The organism is Photobacterium arenosum, assembly GCF_014841115.1.
Lineage (GTDB): Bacteria > Pseudomonadota > Gammaproteobacteria > Enterobacterales > Vibrionaceae > Photobacterium > Photobacterium arenosum.
This window is the reverse complement of record NZ_JACYTP010000010.1, coordinates 144,663-162,709: the sequence shown is the minus strand read 5'-3', so window position 1 is coordinate 162,709 and position 18,047 is coordinate 144,663. Positions and strand designations below refer to the sequence as shown.

Genomic DNA, 18,047 nt, shown 5'->3' with positions numbered 1-18,047 from the left:
GGTGAAGTTGCCTTGGAGGGGATATGAAGAATGGATTGACTGTAAGCCTGTCAATAATGGCAGGATTATTGCTCGGAAGTACCGGTGCGCTGGCGCAAGAGGTGATAGAAACCACCAGTTTAGTGGGGTTTGGTACGGCAAAGTACGTACCTGAATTCAAACACTTTGACTACGTTAATCCGGATGCGCCGAAAGGCGGAGCCATCACCTATGCGGAAGTAGGAACATACGACAGTTTTAACCGCTATGCATCAAGAGGGGTTTCGGTCGCCGGCGCGGACGAAATGTATGACACACTTTTTGCACCAGCGAGTGACGAAATTGACAGCTATTATCCGTTGATCGCAGAAAAAGTGCGTTATGCCGACGATTTTTCCTGGATGGAAATTGATATCAACCCTAAAGCACGTTTTCATGACGGCCAACCTATTACAGCAAAAGATGTCGCCTTTACTTTTGATAAGTTCATGGCAGAGGGGGTGCCTCAATTTCGTGTGTTTTATAAAGAGGTGAAGTCAGTGAAGGCGGTTTCACCGCTGACAGCACGAATTGAAATGTCTGTTGCGAATAGGGAAAAACTATTTTCCCTGGTTGAAGGCATGAACGTCTTACCGGAACATTACTGGCAAGACAAGAAACTCAGTGAGCCACTCAATGCGCCCCCGGTTGGCAGCAGTGCGTATAAGGTAACCAGTTATCAGTCGGGTCAGAGTGTGACTTACTCTCGAGTGAAAGATTACTGGGCGGCCAATCTTCCGGTTAATGTCGGGCGGCATAATTTCGATACTATCCGGTACGACTATTACCGTGACGATACTGTGACCCTGGAAGCGTTCAAAGCCGGTGAGTACGACTTCCGTCAGGAGAATGTCGCCAAGTTCTGGGCCACCCTCTATGAGGGAAATAATTTTGATAACGGTTATATAAAGAAGGAAGAAATCCCGCACCAAATCCCTCAGGCTATGCAGGCATTTGTCTTTAACACTCAGCGCCCTGTTTTCAGTGATGTCCGGGTCAGAGAAGCCCTGAATTACGCCATGGATTTTGAGTGGATGAATAAAACGCTTTTCTATAACCAGTATTCACGTAGCCGCAGTTTTTTCCAGAATACCCCTTATGAAGCAAAAGGCCTGCCGACGCCTGCTGAGTTGAAATATCTGGAACCGTTAAAAGACAAGATCCCCGCGCGTGTCTTTACTGAATCTTACCAACCACCGGTCACTGACGGTTCAGGCCGTGTTCGTGCACAATCGCGTAAAGCGTTTGCATTGTTAAAGGCTGCTGGGTGGGAACTGAAGAATCAGGTCATGACCAATGTGAAGACCGGGGAGCCCCTGGCCTTTGAGTTGCTGATCTACAGTCCGACCTCTGAGCGAATTGCTATTCCGCTGCAGAAAAACCTGAAGCAACTGGGTGTCGATATGAAAATCCGTACGGTTGATACTACGCAGTACATCAAGCGCCTGCGTGACCGGGATTTTGACATGGTATCTTCCGGTTACAGTGCCAATGCTTACCCAACACAGAACCTGCTGATTGCATGGAACAGTAACTACCTGGATTCCACCTACAATACTGCCGGGGTTCAGGACCCGGCTATCGATACGTTGACAGAGCAAATTGCAGCGCACCAGCAAGATCCTGCCGCGCTGGCGGCATTAGGCCCGGCGCTGGACAGGGTGCTGCAGTGGAACTTTTTTGTCATTCCTCAGTGGCATTTAAGCAAATTCCGTGTGGCGACCTGGGATAAATTTGATCGTCCCGCGGTCCGACCTAAGTATACACTGGGTGTTGATACTTGGTGGGTGGATACGGCCAAGGCGGCCAAGTTGCCGGAAAAACGCCGTTAATCGAAAAGTGGAAACAGGTAAAGCAGTATGACGGCATATATTATCCGGCGCCTTTTGCTGGTGATCCCAACGCTCTGGGCGATTATTACGATTAACTTTTTCGTGATTCAGATTGCACCGGGCGGGCCTGTTGAACAGGCAGTGGCGCAGCTTGAAGGGCATACTTCCGGCATTATGGAGCGCTTTACCGGCGGCGGGCAGGAAGTGCAGCAGTCGGAAGGTTCGCAGCAAAACGGCAATGGTGGAAGCGGCTACCGTGGCTCCCGCGGGCTGGACCCGGAAGTGGTGGCAGAAATACGTAAGCAGTTTGGTTTTGATAAACCGATCTGGGAACGCTATGTCGACATGCTAAAAAACTATGTCACTTTCAATTTTGGCGAAAGCCTTTTTCGTGGCGGCAATGTGATTGATCTGATTATTGAACGGCTGCCGGTGTCGATTTCGCTTGGACTGTGGAGCACCTTGATCATTTATTTCGTCTCTATTCCTCTGGGGATTGCGAAAGCGGTGAATCATGGTAGTCGTTTTGATATCTGGAGCAGCGCGTTAGTAATAGCCGGATATGCGATTCCCGGTTTCCTGTTCGCCATTGTGTTGATTATTTTCTTTGCCAGCGGTAATTATTTCAGCTGGTTTCCGTTACGTGGATTGTTCTCGACTGATTTTGATCAGATGACCTGGTATCAGCAAGTCGGTGATTACTTCTGGCACCTTGCACTGCCCATCTTTGCCATGGTCATTGGTGGTTTCGCGACGCTGACTATGCTGACCAAAAACTCGTTTCTGGATGAGATCAACAAGCAGTACGTTGTCACCGCCCGTGCGAAAGGCCTCGATGATCAGAGCATCTTATATAAACATGTATTTCGTAATGCGATGCTGATTATTATTGCCGGCTTTCCCAGCGCTTTTATCAGTATTTTCTTTACCGGTTCAATGCTCATTGAAGTGATGTTTTCGCTGGAGGGAATTGGTTTGCTGGGTTTTGAATCTACGATTCAGCGTGATTACCCTGTGGTATTCAGTTCGCTTTACATCATGACATTGCTGGGACTTATTCTGAATATCATCTCTGACCTGACTTATACCCTGGTCGATCCACGTATTGATTTTGAGGCCAGGTAATATAATGAGAAAGACATTCACAACCATGTTTACCTTCAATCCACTGACAAAAGAGCGCTGGGCTCGGTTTAAAGCGCACAGACGCGGCTACTGGTCAATGTGGTTGTTCGCCGTTCTTTTTATTGTCAGCCTGTTTGCAGAAGTGATAGCCAACGATAAACCTTTGTTCGTCAGCTTCAAAGGTGACTGGTATTTTCCGATAACCGAGCAGTATGCCGAAACGCAATTTGGCGGTGAGTTCGCCACAGAAGCCGACTATACCGATCCGTATGTGCAGGATCTGATCAACGAAGACGGCTATATGATCTGGCCACTGATCCATTTCAGCTATGACACGATTAACTACAACTTATCGGGTCCTGCTCCTTCTGCACCGGACAATATGAACTGGCTGGGGACAGATGATAAAGGCCGCGATGTGCTTGCTCGCATCATTTACGGTTTTCGGATATCCGTACTATTTGGTTTTGCGTTGACGGTGATCTCAACCATTGTCGGTGTCATGGTCGGAGCCGGGCAGGGTTACTATGGTGGCTGGCTGGATCTGTTTGGCCAACGTTTCATTGAAGTCTGGTCAGGCATGCCGACTTTGTTTTTGCTGATAATCCTGTCCAGTTTCGTTGAACCTAACTTCTGGTGGTTGCTGGGCATTATGGTGCTGTTTAGCTGGATGGGGCTGGTGGGAGTTGTGCGGGCGGAATTTCTCCGCTGCCGGAACCTGGATTATGTGCGTGCAGCGCAGGCGTTGGGCGTGAATGACAGGCGAATTATGCTCCGCCATATGCTGCCAAATGCAATGGTGGCCTCACTGACAATGATGCCCTTTATCCTCAGTGGATCAGTGACCACACTGACATCACTGGACTTTTTGGGATTCGGCCTGCCTGTGGGTTCACCGTCACTCGGTGAATTGCTTGCTCAGGGTAAAACCAACCTGCAGGCACCCTGGCTGGGGTTGTCTGCGTTTGTTGTGCTTTCTATCATGCTGAGCCTGCTGGTTTTTATCGGCGAGGCGGTGCGTGATGCTTTCGATCCACACCATCAATCGTAATGACCGGGATACTGCAATGAGTGATGCTTTACTGACTATTGAAAATCTCTCTGTGGGCTTTGCGAACGGTAAGCCTGTCCGCCCGGTAACGGAGAAAGTCTGCCTGACAATCAAGCGGGGAGAAACGCTGGCGCTGGTGGGGGAAAGTGGTTCAGGCAAGTCAGTGACGGCGAATGCCATTCTGCGTTTGTTGCCTAAAGCTTCGGCACGTTATCTGGACGGTCATATTTATTACGATGGCGTGGATATGCTGCGGTGCAGTGAACGCCAGATGCGTGGGTTACGCGGAAACAAAATCGGTATGATATTCCAAGAACCTATGATGTCGCTGAACCCGCTGCATAAAATTGGCCGCCAGCTGTGTGAAACGCTGTCTATACACAAGGGAGTGCGTCAGAGACCGGCAGAGAAACGTGCGCTGAGCTGGTTAAAAAAAGTGGGTATCCGTAACCCCGAGCAACGCATGTATGCCTATCCTCATGAGTTATCAGGCGGTGAGCGCCAGCGTGTAATGATTGCCATGGCGCTGATCAATGAGCCCGATCTCCTGATTGCGGATGAGCCAACAACCGCCCTCGATGTTTCTGTTCAGGCCCAGATTCTTGATTTGCTGAAAAATCTGCAGCAGGAGCTGGGCATGGCTATGCTTTTTATTACGCATGATTTGAGTATTGTGCGAAAAATTGCCGATCGGGTAGCGGTCATGCAACTCGGGCAGTTAGTGGAAACCAACGAGAGAGATATCCTTTTTACGTCGCCTTCCCATCCTTATACCCAGAAACTCATTAACTCTGATCCCACCGGCGAGCCTGTTCCGGTAAACGGGGATCCTTCTGCGCTGTTTGAAATAGACAAATTACGAGTCTGGTTCCCCATCAAAGGGGGGATTATGAAACGTGTTATCAGCCATATTAAAGCCGTGACCGATGTGAGTTTCCAGCTGAAGCAGGGACAGAGTGTCGGGCTGGTCGGAGAAAGTGGCTCAGGGAAGTCGACGACCGGGATGGCGATACTCCGATTGCTCAATAGCGAAGGGAGTATTCGTTTTGATGGCCAGGAGATCAGTCAGCTTAACCGTAAAGGCATGTTACCTTTTCGCAGTCGTCTGCAAGTCGTATTTCAGGACCCGTTTTCTGCACTGAATCCAAGAATGTCTGTAGCTCAGATTATTGGCGAAGGCCTGAAAGTCCATCAGACTTTATCCGATGAAGAGGAAGACGCGGCGATTTGTCAGGCAATGAAAGATGTGGAGCTGGATCCATCCACCCGCTTTCGTTATCCCAATGAATTTTCAGGTGGGCAACGTCAGCGAATAGCCATAGCAAGGGCGCTGGTATTGAAACCGGAGTTTATTCTGTTGGATGAACCTACATCCTCATTGGATCGCACAGTGCAGCATCAGGTACTGAATTTACTGAAAGAATTGCAGTTGAAATACGGCCTGAGTTACCTGTTTATCAGCCATGATCTGAATGTCGTGAAGTCATTGTGCCACTATACACTGGTATTGAAAGATGGCTGTGTGGTAGAGCAGGGGCCAACCCGTCAGCTGTTCAGCCACCCTGAAGCCGAATATACCCGCCACTTAGTGAATTTGTCTGCGGTTAACTGAACCCCGCTCACTGTTCGTCTTATAAGCTGAACTGCTTTTTTGGGAGGCAGTTCATGCGTCATATTTCACATAAATGCTTTGATGGCATATGCTTGCAATACAGTATTTTGTGTCTGTTGATGCCTGATTCGTATCTGTCACGACCTCTTTATGCTGACATGCTGCACATTATTGACATCTTTTGTGAATCACCTGGCTAATACTTATACAAATTATCACAGGCCTAACTGGTAATGATTGGTGGGGTGTGCCGCATTTACCGTCAATCACAGTTTCAATGACTGGATGTTGTGGATTTGTTGCTATTTGATGCCTGCATCAAGCAAATCAATGCTGATGAAATAAAATTCTTAACAATAAGGTTACAATTTGCGTATTATACTGCTCGAGTTGTAACCAAACAGACTATAACAGGGAGACTCATATGCAGTCATTGGTCGATTTTATCAACGGGATAATATGGAGTCCGGCATTGATTTATCTTTGCCTGGGTGCCGGTTTATTTTATTCCATCACAACACGTTTTATGCAGGTTCGCCATTTCAGCGAAATGCTTCGCCTGCTTTTCGCTGGTCAGAGTTCGGCAAAGGGGATTTCCTCGTTCCAGGCACTGGCGGTTTCACTGTCAGGTCGTGTCGGTACGGGTAACATTGCAGGTGTTGCTGCCGCCATCGGTTTTGGTGGTCCGGGTGCCGTATTCTGGATGTGGGTTGTAGCCTTCCTGGGTGCTTCTACAGCTTATTATGAATCAACACTTGCTCAGATCTACAAAGTGGAAGACGAAGGTCAGTTCCGTGGTGGCCCTGCGTATTACATTGAAAAAGCAATGGGTCAGAAGTGGTATGCATGGATCTTTGCGATTTCGACAATTGTCGCTTGTGGTCTTCTGTTACCTGGTGTGCAGTCAAACAGTATCGGTAACGCGGTTGAAGCAGCGTTTGGTTCTGGTGATGTGATCGAAACCACTTTAGGTACATTCAGTTCTGCGAAGATCATCACTGGCGCGATTGTATGTGTGGTACTGGCTTTCATCATCTTTGGTGGTGTTAAGCGTATTGCTCACTTTACTCAAATCGTTGTTCCTTTCATGGCGCTGGGTTATATCGTTATTGCCTTCGTTGTTATCCTGCTGAACATTGACATGGTGCCGAGTGTGTTTGCCACCATAGTGGGTGATGCCTTCTCGCCAATGGCGGGTGTCGGTGCAGCTATCGGCTGGGGCGTGAAGCGTGGCGTTTACTCCAACGAAGCCGGTCAGGGCACTGGTCCGCATGCAGCAGCAGCGGCTCAGGTTGATCACCCTGCTCAGCAAGGTATGGTGCAAGCGTTTTCTATCTACATTGATACGCTGTTGGTGTGTAGTGCAACGGCATTCATGATTATCATCACAGGTGCCTACAACGTACACGGTGGCGCTGAAGGTGCATTCCTGATTCAAAACCTGCCAGCTGAAATTGCTGCTAACAGCCCGGTATTTACTCAGATGGCGATTGAAACAGCAATGCCTGGCCTGGGTAAACCCTTCGTGGCAATCGCACTGTTCTTCTTCTCATTCACAACAATTCTGGCGTACTACTACATTGCAGAAACCAATGTTGCGTACATCCACCGTACCATTCATGTACCTGGCCTGATGTTTGTACTTAAGCTGTTCTTGCTGGCATCTGTATTCTACGGTGCAGTGAAGACAGCCGATCTGGCATGGGCGCTGGGTGATGTTGGTGTTGGCCTGATGGCGTGGTTGAACATCATCGGTATTCTGATCATCTTCTTCATGGCGAAACCAGCGCTGAAAGCGTTGAAAGACTATGAAATGCAGAAGAAAGCCGGCGTGAAAGAGTACGTATTTGATCCAGTGAAACTCGGCATCAAAGGTGCTGATTACTGGGAAGAGCGTATGAAGCGTAAGGGCCAGAAAGCGCCAGACCTGGGTGAAGATTCATCCGCGACAGGTACAGCGAAATCAACCTTATAATGTGAATTGACAGACATTCACTAACTATCCAGGGCCAGCATTTGCTGGCCTTTGTTTTGTATGTTTTACATGGCTGAATATAATTACGTTTCAGTTGGTTATGTTCATTATTGTGTTATGTTGCATAGCGAAGGGAACTCAGAGTGATATAAGGAGACCAGTTAAGATGCAATTAGAGACCCAGACATTACTGATGGAGCCCATCGCTGAAACGGACTGGCCGCTTTTTAAGGCGCTTCATACGATACCGGCCGTAATCGAAAAGTGTTTTGATGCGCCATCTGACGACGAATTAGAGAAAAAATTTCATGCGCGTCTTCAGGCGTGGACACCTGAAAGCGGAGCATGGTTAACCCTGGTTATCAAAGAAAAATCGTCAGGTGGCAAAGTCGGCATCACTGGTTTTTTTGTTGATCAAGGTATTGCGGAAATGGGTTATCTGCTGATGCCTGAATTTTACGGCAAAGGCTATGGCACAGAATCCCTGCATGCAGTGATTCACTGGGCGGAAGAAAAATTAGGACTTAACTTGTTCAGAGCTGTGGTAACAGAAGGTAATGTCGCTTCAGAACGAGTGCTGGAAAAGTGTGGTTTCAGGTTACAGAAGAAAATTCCCGAAGCGTATGAAATTGGCGGTGAGCTGTACGCGGATCATGTTTATCAGCGAGCTTCATAGGTTTTGTCTCAGAAAACCTGGTTAATGAAAAGAAAGCCGCCAGACAATGAGCCTGGCGGCAATGAAGGGATTACACAGTAAACTGCTTCATCAGTTCATTTTGTTCGCGTACGTTCTTTATCTGGGTTTCCATTGCCACACTGGTTTCATTGGCGGTTTCAGCAACCTGAACCGACAAGTCCTTTATATTGATGGTATTGCCATTGATATCCTCAGCAACCAGGCTCTGTTCCTCTGCTGCTGAAGCTATCTGTATGTTCATATCGTTGATCTGCTGAATGGCTTCACGGATACGAGATAGTGCTTCGTCGGCTTCCTGTGCGGTAGCGACGGTTTCGCTGGCCGTGTTTTTACTCAGCGCCATGGTGCTGGTGGCTGAGCTGGCACCTGCCTGAAGTTGCTCAATCATCTGACGTATTTCTGTCGTCGATTGCTGAGTACGTTGCGCCAGTGTGCGCACTTCATCGGCGACGACCGCAAAACCCCGGCCGGAATCGCCAGCTCTTGCAGCTTCAATGGCAGCATTCAGTGCCAGCAGGTTCGTCTGGTCGGCAATGTCATTGATCACCTGAAGAATGCGCTCAATGTTGCCTGTGGCAGACTCCAGTTCTTTGACGACATCGACTGCCTGATCAATTTGATCAGACAAATCATGAATCGACACAGATGTCCGGGAAACGATATTACCGCCTTCCTGTGCAGCCAGCTCTGCCGCTGAAGCTGCAGAGGCAGCACTGTGCGCATTGTCTGCCACGTTAGCCGACGTTGAAGCCATTTCATTCATGGCTGTTGCCAGCAGTTCAAGCTGTTGCAGCTGGCTGTTCATGGCCTCGGATGAACGATTCGCTCCCTGAGCCGTCAGCTCAGTGCCTTGCATAATGTCGTTGCTCAGCGCTTGCGAGCGTATGATCTGTTGCTGCATACGTTCAGTGAATTGATTAAAACTTTGCGCCAGAGACGCAAATTCTGGCTCGGTATTGGTGCTCAGACGCTGGGTCAGATCGGCTTGTCCGGTGGCAATGTTTTTCATGGCCTGATTGATGACATCCAAAGGACGCATCAGGCGTTTGACCATTAAAAAGACGGCGATGAAGCCGACAATGATGAACAGCAGAGAATAAATAATGGCGTTGTTTTTAATTTGATCAACAGCGGCAAACGCCACATCATTTTTCAGGACCGCACCAATATACAGTGTCTGTCCTTGTACTTTATGGAAGCTGATATTGACGGATTCATTATCGAGCACCGTATCTAACGGCTGCTCTGAGATTTGTATACCGGGATAAGCTTTCGACAGCAGCTTACCGTTAACGTCTTTGTCAGGGTGCGCGATGATGACATCATTATCTGAGACTAAAAAGAGATAACCGGCATTGAACAAAGAAGCCTGGTTAATCAGATTAGCAATTTTACTCATGCTGACGTCAAAGAAGATCGCACCTGTAAACTGGCCGTTGTCTTTAACCGGCGCTGCGAAAGAGACCAGAATTTCGTTTGTGACCGAATCCCGGTATGGCGATGTAATAATCATATGCCCGGCTTCTTTTGCCTGGGTATACCAGGGGCGAGCACGGGGATCCCAGCCTGGTGCAGGCTTCCAGGACGGATCGCTGATGATGAAAGAGCCGTCTTTTTCGAACCCGATGCCGGTTAGCTCAAAGGTGTTTTTGAGCACAGGCTGGCTGATAATCTGGCGAATGCTATCAGGAGATAAATTTTGCTCGACGATCCCAGCGGTGATATTGGCTAATTTCGTCCGGCTGGCTATCTCTGTGACTAAGGTTTGATTCACGCCGGAAACGATTTCATCAATGCTGTTGTTTACCAGCTTATGCACATCATCCCTGGTGTGAACGTACTGGATGCCGGAAAGCAGAACTAAAGCGGCGAACAGTATTGCCGACGAAGTGGCAACGATTTTGTGGCTAAACTTCATGGAGTCCCTCAACTACTGTAATTGCTATTATTGTTCCTCCATTGTCGGTGCAGGCTTAAAAAGTCTTAACAGCAAAAATATGTAATTGTGATGAGTGATAAATATTAGGAATGATTTTGTGAGGAATAATACATTCCTGTTCCGAATATTAAACCAGAACTCAATGAAAAAGGGCAGCAATACGCTGCCCTGATATTCCATTAAGGGAATATTAGTCGATCAAACCATACTCATTGCGTAGCACAGTAATGATTTCTTCTTTCGGATTACCGCTGAGCTCAATTTTCTTACCTGTGACTTTCTCTGCAATGCCGGTGTAAATGCGGGAAACCTGCATCAGTACATCTTCAGGCAGTGCATTGTCACGGGCCAGTGCTTCACGCTCATCCATGCGTTCTTTGTTCAGGAGAATGTCCGGGTCAGGGAAGTGGTTCAGCAGTAACTGACGAAAATCTTCTTTAGAGTTTTCGACAATTTTGCCTTCGCGGTATGACGGGCCATCCCAGATGCGGGATGAATCCGGTGTGCCGACTTCATCCATGTAGATCATCTTTTCCTGACCTTGTGCATCGGTGACATAACCGAACTCAAATTTCGTATCGACAAACATCTGGTCAAGTTGCGCCAGCGCGTCGCTGATAACGCCAAACCCTTCTTTCAGCAGCACTTCGTAGTGATCAACATCTTCAGGCTGGCTGAAATTGAACGCCTGATAATTGTTGAGCAAGTCGTTGCGCGTCACATTCACGTCATCGACAGCAGGCACGCCCGGAATGTCGTGCAGAATTCCTTTGGTGGAAGGGGTAATCAGAACCTCTGGCAGTTTCTGATCTTTGGTCAGGCCATCAGGAACCTGGATGCCGCAAAATTCGCGGTCGCCATTTGCATAGGCACGCCACATGGATCCAGTGATGTACTGGCGGCAGATGGCTTCTACTTTGATGGGGCGGGCTTTCTGAACTATCCAGACAAATGGGTGAGGGATATCCAGAATATGGCTGTCTGCCAGGCCTTTCTCGCGGAACAGGCGGAACCAGTGATTGGAGATCGCATTCAGTGCCGCGCCTTTACCCGGTACACCTTTCAGGCCACCTTCACCATGCCAGATGCAGTCGAACGCAGAAATACGATCGCTGATAACCATGATTGCCAAAGGCGCATCCGGGCGAACATTGTAGCCTTTCTCTTTAATCAGCCGGCGGCTGTCAGCCTCAGTCAGCCAGTATACGGAGCGGACTTTACCGCTGTGAACCGGCTGGTCGGTACGGATTGGGAGATCATCATTTACAGCAAGAACTTGATCAGCAAGGCTCATGGTGAAGTTCCTATTTCAAGAGTCAATTCGATGAGAATCGCTGTTTGGGGTGTCGCCCAATCAGCGCATATCCTGTTGGCGAGGCAGATGATAGCAGAAGTGTTTTCGCCTTTCAGCAAAAAAGCAAACGTTTGCCTTGATGTTTCTCTGAGTGGCGCTAAATGCAACAGTACCGCCATTTCGCCTGAATTTTCAGCGGTAATCGCAAAAGGCTGACAGGTGTTAGTGCGACGGGCGGAACTGTGGCAAAATCACTGTCCTTTCAGACCAACAGGTAAAAACGGTACATGATGCATTTTACATCCGAGCAGCAGGGTTTTATTCAGCATCGCGAGGGAAATGCCTTATGTATTGCCGGTGCGGGGACGGGTAAAACGACGACCCTTGTCGGCCTGATTCAGGCTCAGCTCGACATGCGACCGGCCAGCGAGATGCTGGTATTGATGTTTAACAGCGATATACGCCGCGATTTTCAGCAGAAACTCAACCAATCAGGCATCACCCAGTCTGTACCTGTTCATACCTTCCACAGCTTCTGTCTGCGGGTGTTGAATCAGTCGGGTTACCTGACTGAAAGCGGATACCGTGTTGATTTCAACCCTGGCGAAAACGACAAAAGTCTGGCTAAACAAGTGCTGCGACAAATGGCGGGGAAAGAGACGACTTACAGTAAACAGCAGCATTTGAAAGAGCCGAAAACCCTTGAACTGTTGCTCAGTTTTGTCGGTCTGGTGAAAGCGCATATGTTGCCGCCTCATGAAGTGTTTGCCATGGCGGGCATCAACAATGACTATCGCTTTATTCTGGATGCCTACACAGCCTTTGAACACTTGCGGCAGGCGCAGAAGTTACTGTTTTTTGATGACTGGCTGGTGACTGTCGTGTCACTGTTTGAACAAAATGCCTCACTGCGTGCGCACTGTCAGCAACAGTGTCGATTACTGGTGGTTGATGAATTTCAGGATATCAACAATGCGCAATACCGTTTATTGAAGCAGTTGCTTGGGCCTGACTGTCAGCTAATTGCCGTGGGCGATGTGGATCAGTGCATTTACACCTGGCGGGGCAGTGCGCCGCAGTTCATGCTGAATTTTGAACGTGACTTTGCCCCCGCGCAGGTCTATTCGCTGTCACAGACTTTTCGTTTCGGCCATAGTCTGGCGCTGGCCGCCAGCCATCTGATTGCGCATAACCAGGCTCGCTTTTCAGAATTCCTGACCGTGCCTGCAGACAATATCCCTGATACTCAGGTTAACCTGATAGGCTCTCCCCGACAGGTGGGGGAAATTGTGAGTGCGGTACAGGCGTATATTGAACAGGGTGGTCAGCCGGACGATATCGCCATTCTGGTAAGGCGCTGGTCTCAGACCCTGCTGTTTGAATTGGCGTTTCTCAGCAAACAGATTCCGTACCACATGCCCGTACCTTCAGTGCTGGCAAACAGCCGTGAAGTGCGTTTACTGATGGAGGTCATGACCCTGGCCATTGGGCGATTTGCCCAGTTAAATGATCAGGACAGATCCGTACTGCTGTTCAGCCTGCTGTCATTTCCCCATTGTTACGTACCCAATAAAGCGCTCAGGCCTTTATGTGATCAGCTGGTGAAAATACCGGATAGCCACTGGGTTGGTTTTGCTGAGCGACATGCCCAGGTGAACCCCAATCTGAAACTGGATAACCTGATTGAACGGCTTGAGCTTTTTACCCGGTTACAGCGCAAGGGCGGGCAGAAAGCATTTGATGTGTTTGAGCAGTATCGGCGGGAAAGCGGTCTGGACAGCTGGATATGGAAAACCGAAGCCACAGCCAGTGAGATAGAAGAAGCGATAGACAGGCTGGATGCGGTATCGACCGTGCTGGAGTCGATGGATCAACGCTGCGAAAAAGCCTTACAGTATTTTGAGTTCTACACGGCGCAATCCCGCGATACCGGTCAGGGACAGGCAGACCAGAAGCCGCGTTCGGCCAGCGTGCAAGTCACCACTATATTCCGGGCAAAAGGGTGCGAATATCAGCGTGTATTCCTGCCGTTCTGGGATAAAGATGCCTTTCCCTATCGCAATCCGGCAGCTACAGACATGAAAACCGATAAGGAAGAAGAGCGGCGGTTGGCTTATGTCGCTTTAACGCGGGCGAAAGCGTTTTCGGCTGTGTATTACACCGATTCGGAAAAGAAAGGCAAACGTAATGCCAGTACCTTCGTTCGGGAAGCTGCCATTGAGCAGGCCAAAACCATTGGGCCAGCCCTGTATCAGAACGGGCCACTCCCCGCTGCACCATCCCCGGTGACGGAAAGGTATTACGAACGTGTTGGCCGGGCCGCGGATGCAGCGCAAAGCGCGGGCAGTCGCACGCCACACAAAACGATATCCAGGGTAAATAACCCTAGCCTTAACCATGCCAAGCTCAGTCAGGCCAATCATGTCAGCTCTGCTGCTTACAGCTACCTGTGGGCTATTGAGCAGCCTTTGCCTGATAACGCTGAGAAGGTGATTCGTTCCTTGCTCCGAACCAAAAATGCCCGTTACCTTGATGCAGAAATTACCCGGTTATTACGTGATCTGGAAATGGCAGAGGACAGTAAAAAACCTGTGCTGGTTAAACGTTTGATTGCGGTGTCCCACGCGCGTCGGCAGGTGCTCAGATGAAGGCGTATTTACTGCAATACATCTAATTTCTTTTCTAATTGGTTCAGCATTAATGTCGCATCCGGCTTATCAGCATTCAATCCGGTGATCAGTGTCATAAAGTAGCAATCCATCATTACGGCAGCTCGGTGTTGATCGTAACTCGCTTCATGTGAAAACAAGTGCTGGCGGAAGGCTTCCAGCTGCTTTTCAAACTCTTCCTGTTGCCAAATCAACACCCGAAATAACTCTTTGCTGAAATCCGCTTCCAGACAATAAAACGCGTAAAGGTAACCGGCAAAGTGCATGAGTTTCTCTTTGGGGCAGCTCTCGGGGCAATCAGAATTTGCTTCCGTTAAGACATGATCAATTTGCTGACTAAAACCGGCTTTCAGTAAATCCAGTTTTGTCGGAAAGTGGCTAAATACCGTTCCGGCCGCTACCTCAGCGTGTTCAGCAATATGTCGTGTCGTTGTGTCTTGATAACCGTTCTCGCGAAATAATTGCCAGGCGGCTTCCTGAATTCGTCGTTTTGTTTGTTCTCTTTTCATCATTTCTTGCTGCTTTGCTGATAGCCCGTTGCGGATGAGCAGCCATCATACCGTAATTGGTAAGCGGACTTCATCTTGAATGTTGAAAATTGAGCGCGCTCAATTTAATATAAATGAGCGCGCTCAATTTTATGAAATGGAAAGATGGAGAAGTCGAATCATGAATAATTTACTTTTAATGAAAAGAGTAGTACTTCAGGTGTTGCGCTATGGGGTGTATTTGCCGTATCTGGTGTTTTACAGTTTTGTTCTCGGGCCGATTGTGGGCGGTATATTGATGATTGGGGGAGTGGCTGTGCTGTCATTGATCCTTGGTCCGAAGACGAGCTGGCTGGCATTGAAAAAGGCGTACCGAGAAGAGGAAGTAAGGGGATTGAGCACGCATTAAAACGGGAAAGCGATGTTGTGAGCAGTCTTAAGACTGGGCGTTTAGGTTACACACACTATTTTGCGTTTATGAATCTTTCCTGAACGGTCGCCATTTTATAGCGTCCAATGCAAAAGGAAGAGCTGACAATGCGATTTCAGTGGTTGCTGATCATACCGTTTTTCTGTTTGCTCACGGCCTGTTCTTCATCTCAGGTACATTGGCGGGATATTTCGCCAAATGCCGTGCAAGCAAACGCCGCCGAGGAGCCTCTGTCATTGTGCAGAGAGCTTTACAAGGATGAGGCCCAGATTTATCAGTGCGAAATAGAGATGTCGGCACTGTTACGGGCAAGGCAGCAGTGCGAAAAAGATACCGATCCCCGCTACTGTGTGCTGATGGCGGAATACACCTGGCGTCATTACAAAGATCATGTGCTGGAGGATTCCCCGGATATCAAGCAGGCGGGAACTTATCCTGTGATGTGCGGGTACAAAGAAAATCGGATAGCGCCGTGCTCTCTGACAAAATAATGTTTAATACTCAGCATCATACAGTCGTCTCTTTATACTGATACATCAATCTGCCAGTAACAGAAAGATGTTGAACGGTATAAGAATGGGTTACCAAACCCTATAAGTTGTGATGCTTGGCTGCCTTTGGCAGCCTTTTTTTTATGTCTGCTATACGCGGTTATAGTTGATGAAATGTGATGCCATTGATATGTTTTCATGTTCATATGATTGTTAGGCGGATGTTTGATCCGCACGAAATGATGAACGGGGAGCAATGGATGTCGTTAGCATTATTACTGGCTGAATTAGAGGCGTTAGGTGAACAAAATGACGCAACTGAATCAGACCGATCGAAAAAACTGCTGAATATTACCCGGGACACAGGTGAGTTCCTCTCTGTCATGGTGAAGGCGACACGTGCTGAAAATGTACTGGAAATTGGCACGTCCAATGGTTACTCAACCCTGTGGCTGGCTTCGTCACTGCCCGCAGCAGGCAAAGTGGTAACTGTTGAAAAACAGACAGATAAAATCACAATGGCGACTGAAAACTTCGTACGGGCCGGATTACAGGATCGTATCGAACAGGTTCAGGAAGATGCCCGCGAATTCATACAAAGCACAGATCTGAGCTTTGATTTTATTTTTCTCGACGCCGATCGTTCAGCTTACATGGATTATATTGACTTGCTCCTAAGTAAACTCTCAACGGGTGGGGTATTAGTGTGTGACAATGCAATTTCACATCGTCATGAACTCGAAGCCTTCACCGACTATCTGTGCCGCCAGGAAGGGTTAACGACCTGTCTGCTGCCCGTCGGCAAAGGTGAGTTTGTCGTGTATAAAGCATGAACGCGAAGCTCGAAGAAGGAACGGGGAAATGAAATCAAGGGACATGGTTCTTGCGCTGCTGGTTGTCGTTATTTGGGGTGTCAACTTTTCTGTCATTAAGATAGGGCTGGAAACACTGCCGCCGATATTATTTTCTGCATTACGATTTGCTGTGGTGGCTGTCCCGGCTGTGTTTTTCATCCCCTTCCCGAAAACGTCCGTATGGAACGTGCTGGGTGTCGGCGTATTTCTGGGTGTGCTGAAATTTGGCTTACTGTTTATCGCCATGAAAGCGGATGCTTCTGCCGGCTTATCATCCCTGATATTGCAAGCTCAGGTGTTTTTCACTATTGGTTTGAGTGTCTTACTGTATAAAGAAATGGTCAGTCGGTATCAGGCCCTCGGCATCCTGGTTGCCGTGGCAGGTTTCGGGCTGTTTTTTCTCGAAGCCGACGGCAACATTACTGCCATGGGCCTGGTGATGATTCTGGCGGCCGCTTTTTGCTGGGCAATTGCCAACACCATTATGAAGCGGATGCAAGGGGTTAATTTGCTTCACTTTATGGTATGGGTCAGTCTGGTTCCTCCGCTGCCTTTGCTGCTAATCTCGTACTTCACAGAAACGGCACAGCCACTGGATGTCCTGCTCGCTGCCACTTCGGACACATGGCTGGCACTGCTTTACGTGAGCTATATTTCAACGTTGCTGGCCTTCGCATTGTGGGGGCATTTACTGAAAAGCTATCCCGCAGCCACAGTGACGCCTTTTGCTTTGCTTATTCCCGTCGTCGGGATGTTCACATCCACACTGGTACTGAACGAGCGCATGACTGAAACAGAAATGGCAGGCGCAGGACTGATTTTTCTCGGTTTGACATGCTGTATTTTAGGGGGGCGACTGATGCAGGCAAAAATTCGTGCTGCCCGGCAGCAGGCATAAAACCCAATGGCAACGAACAAATGTTAATAATACTTGCTCTCCATATATGAATGACAACGGCCCTGCGGGGCCGTTTTTCTTGCGAGATGCACTCCATAAGTTTCTATGGCAGAACGCTTTGATTGAAAAACATGATATAGAAAGCTCATCTTGAATGAAATCAAAGGCATATGCGTTCATGAAATGGGTCAGTCTATTGTTATACGTTTGTATATTAACCGGTTGTTCAAGTATCGCGTCGAGAGTTGGCTCGGGTTACCAGGTCGGGCAGCCTTACGGTGGCCTTGATTATGCTGTAGACAATGCAGACTGTAATGTTTATGCGCTTCTGGCATTCCCACCTATCATTATTGTCACTATTCCACTTTCTGTTGCAGATATAGTAACGTCGGCTGCTTTAGATACCGCTTTATTGCCGTTCGATCTCATCCTGGAAGATAATGGCAATAATAAAACCAGTTTCTGTCGGATGTCCTGGCGATGAGAGCACGCGATCTGGGTATTTGGCACGTATCCGGCCCGATGCATCGGCAGGCAGGTGTTCAATACTGTTCAGGCAATAAATCCACAAGGAGAAATTGTCAGCCGATATAGGAAGATGTATTCTTTCCAGCCCTGTAAGCAGATATCAGTGCCGGTTAGCCGGGTAAGGTCCGTTGTTTGGTGTCGCCGGG

Annotated in this window: 15 protein-coding genes; 12 read left to right on the top strand and 3 right to left on the bottom strand. The window is 48.5% G+C overall.

Annotated features, from left to right (window positions below):
* The first annotated feature begins 23 nt into the window (after positions 1-23).
* The 6 genes from IFO68_RS15655 (at position 24) to IFO68_RS15630 (ending at position 8,289) form a co-directional block, all read left to right on the top strand.
* On the top strand, positions 24-1,850 hold the full coding sequence (locus IFO68_RS15655; protein ID WP_192016767.1) for an extracellular solute-binding protein: 1,827 nt from the start codon (positions 24-26) through the stop codon (positions 1,848-1,850).
* A 27-nt stretch (positions 1,851-1,877) separates the two neighbouring features.
* Entirely contained in the window at positions 1,878-2,975 is a 1,098-nt protein-coding gene (locus IFO68_RS15650; protein ID WP_192016766.1) for a microcin C ABC transporter permease YejB, read from the top strand.
* A gap of 4 nt (positions 2,976-2,979) precedes the next feature.
* Positions 2,980-4,026: an ABC transporter permease gene (locus tag IFO68_RS15645; RefSeq protein ID WP_225445268.1), complete on the top strand. Its 1,047-nt coding sequence runs from the start codon at positions 2,980-2,982 to the stop codon at positions 4,024-4,026.
* A gap of 16 nt (positions 4,027-4,042) precedes the next feature.
* The gene (locus tag IFO68_RS15640) at positions 4,043-5,638 is read left to right on the top strand and encodes an ABC transporter ATP-binding protein (RefSeq protein ID WP_192016765.1); all 1,596 of its coding nucleotides are present in this window, start codon (positions 4,043-4,045) and stop codon (positions 5,636-5,638) included.
* 424 nt (positions 5,639-6,062) lie between these two features.
* Positions 6,063-7,613: an alanine/glycine:cation symporter family protein gene (locus IFO68_RS15635; RefSeq protein WP_192016764.1), complete on the top strand. Its 1,551-nt coding sequence runs from the start codon at positions 6,063-6,065 to the stop codon at positions 7,611-7,613.
* 166 nt (positions 7,614-7,779) lie between these two features.
* A complete protein-coding gene (locus tag IFO68_RS15630) occupies positions 7,780-8,289 on the top strand; it encodes a GNAT family N-acetyltransferase (RefSeq protein WP_192016763.1) in 510 nt (169 codons plus the stop codon).
* Between the two features lie 70 nt (positions 8,290-8,359).
* Here the strand turns inward: IFO68_RS15630 and IFO68_RS15625 are convergent, their stop codons facing one another.
* On the bottom strand, positions 8,360-10,228 hold the full coding sequence (locus IFO68_RS15625) for a methyl-accepting chemotaxis protein (RefSeq protein ID WP_192016762.1): 1,869 nt from the start codon (positions 10,226-10,228) through the stop codon (positions 8,360-8,362).
* 211 nt (positions 10,229-10,439) lie between these two features.
* On the bottom strand, positions 10,440-11,543 hold the full coding sequence (locus tag IFO68_RS15620) for a phosphoribosylaminoimidazolesuccinocarboxamide synthase (RefSeq protein ID WP_192016761.1): 1,104 nt from the start codon (positions 11,541-11,543) through the stop codon (positions 10,440-10,442).
* Between the two features lie 287 nt (positions 11,544-11,830).
* On the opposite strand from IFO68_RS15620, the gene IFO68_RS15615 reads away from it, so the two are divergent.
* A complete protein-coding gene (locus tag IFO68_RS15615) occupies positions 11,831-14,191 on the top strand; it encodes an ATP-dependent helicase (RefSeq protein WP_192016760.1) in 2,361 nt (786 codons plus the stop codon).
* 8 nt (positions 14,192-14,199) lie between these two features.
* Here the strand turns inward: IFO68_RS15615 and IFO68_RS15610 are convergent, their stop codons facing one another.
* Positions 14,200-14,724, bottom strand: a complete 525-nt coding sequence (locus IFO68_RS15610; protein ID WP_192016759.1) for a TetR/AcrR family transcriptional regulator — start codon at positions 14,722-14,724, stop codon at positions 14,200-14,202.
* A gap of 157 nt (positions 14,725-14,881) precedes the next feature.
* Between IFO68_RS15610 and IFO68_RS15605 the strand changes: the two genes are divergently transcribed.
* The 5 genes from IFO68_RS15605 (at position 14,882) to IFO68_RS15585 (ending at position 17,857) form a co-directional block, all read left to right on the top strand.
* Positions 14,882-15,109 carry a hypothetical protein gene (locus IFO68_RS15605; RefSeq protein ID WP_192016758.1) on the top strand — a complete coding sequence of 76 codons (228 nt, stop codon included), beginning with the start codon at positions 14,882-14,884 and terminating at the stop codon, positions 15,107-15,109.
* A gap of 128 nt (positions 15,110-15,237) precedes the next feature.
* On the top strand, positions 15,238-15,621 hold the full coding sequence (locus tag IFO68_RS15600; RefSeq protein WP_192016757.1) for a hypothetical protein: 384 nt from the start codon (positions 15,238-15,240) through the stop codon (positions 15,619-15,621).
* A gap of 260 nt (positions 15,622-15,881) precedes the next feature.
* A complete protein-coding gene (locus tag IFO68_RS15595) occupies positions 15,882-16,454 on the top strand; it encodes an O-methyltransferase (RefSeq protein WP_192016756.1) in 573 nt (190 codons plus the stop codon).
* A gap of 28 nt (positions 16,455-16,482) precedes the next feature.
* The gene (locus IFO68_RS15590) at positions 16,483-17,373 is read left to right on the top strand and encodes an EamA family transporter (RefSeq protein WP_192016755.1); all 891 of its coding nucleotides are present in this window, start codon (positions 16,483-16,485) and stop codon (positions 17,371-17,373) included.
* A 154-nt stretch (positions 17,374-17,527) separates the two neighbouring features.
* Positions 17,528-17,857 carry a YceK/YidQ family lipoprotein gene (locus IFO68_RS15585; RefSeq protein ID WP_192016754.1) on the top strand — a complete coding sequence of 110 codons (330 nt, stop codon included), beginning with the start codon at positions 17,528-17,530 and terminating at the stop codon, positions 17,855-17,857.
* Positions 17,858-18,047: the final 190 nt, after the last annotated feature.

Excerpts from the sequence above, each read along its gene's own strand:
- IFO68_RS15585 (WP_192016754.1), top strand. The coding sequence starts at position 17,528 with ATGAAATCAAAGGCATATGCGTTCATGAAATGGGTCAGTCTATTGTTA.
- IFO68_RS15650 (WP_192016766.1), top strand. The coding sequence starts at position 1,878 with ATGACGGCATATATTATCCGGCGCCTTTTGCTGGTGATCCCAACGCTC.
- IFO68_RS15645 (WP_225445268.1), top strand. The coding sequence starts at position 2,980 with ATGAGAAAGACATTCACAACCATGTTTACCTTCAATCCACTGACAAAA.
- IFO68_RS15610 (WP_192016759.1), bottom strand. The coding sequence starts at position 14,724 with ATGATGAAAAGAGAACAAACAAAACGACGAATTCAGGAAGCCGCCTGG.
- IFO68_RS15625 (WP_192016762.1), bottom strand. The coding sequence starts at position 10,228 with ATGAAGTTTAGCCACAAAATCGTTGCCACTTCGTCGGCAATACTGTTC.
- IFO68_RS15600 (WP_192016757.1), top strand. The coding sequence starts at position 15,238 with ATGCGATTTCAGTGGTTGCTGATCATACCGTTTTTCTGTTTGCTCACG.
- IFO68_RS15655 (WP_192016767.1), top strand. The coding sequence starts at position 24 with ATGAAGAATGGATTGACTGTAAGCCTGTCAATAATGGCAGGATTATTG.
- IFO68_RS15620 (WP_192016761.1), bottom strand. The coding sequence starts at position 11,543 with ATGAGCCTTGCTGATCAAGTTCTTGCTGTAAATGATGATCTCCCAATC.
- IFO68_RS15590 (WP_192016755.1), top strand. The coding sequence starts at position 16,483 with ATGAAATCAAGGGACATGGTTCTTGCGCTGCTGGTTGTCGTTATTTGG.
- IFO68_RS15605 (WP_192016758.1), top strand. The coding sequence starts at position 14,882 with ATGAATAATTTACTTTTAATGAAAAGAGTAGTACTTCAGGTGTTGCGC.
- IFO68_RS15615 (WP_192016760.1), top strand. The coding sequence starts at position 11,831 with ATGATGCATTTTACATCCGAGCAGCAGGGTTTTATTCAGCATCGCGAG.
- IFO68_RS15640 (WP_192016765.1), top strand. The coding sequence starts at position 4,043 with ATGAGTGATGCTTTACTGACTATTGAAAATCTCTCTGTGGGCTTTGCG.
- IFO68_RS15630 (WP_192016763.1), top strand. The coding sequence starts at position 7,780 with ATGCAATTAGAGACCCAGACATTACTGATGGAGCCCATCGCTGAAACG.
- IFO68_RS15595 (WP_192016756.1), top strand. The coding sequence starts at position 15,882 with ATGTCGTTAGCATTATTACTGGCTGAATTAGAGGCGTTAGGTGAACAA.
- IFO68_RS15635 (WP_192016764.1), top strand. The coding sequence starts at position 6,063 with ATGCAGTCATTGGTCGATTTTATCAACGGGATAATATGGAGTCCGGCA.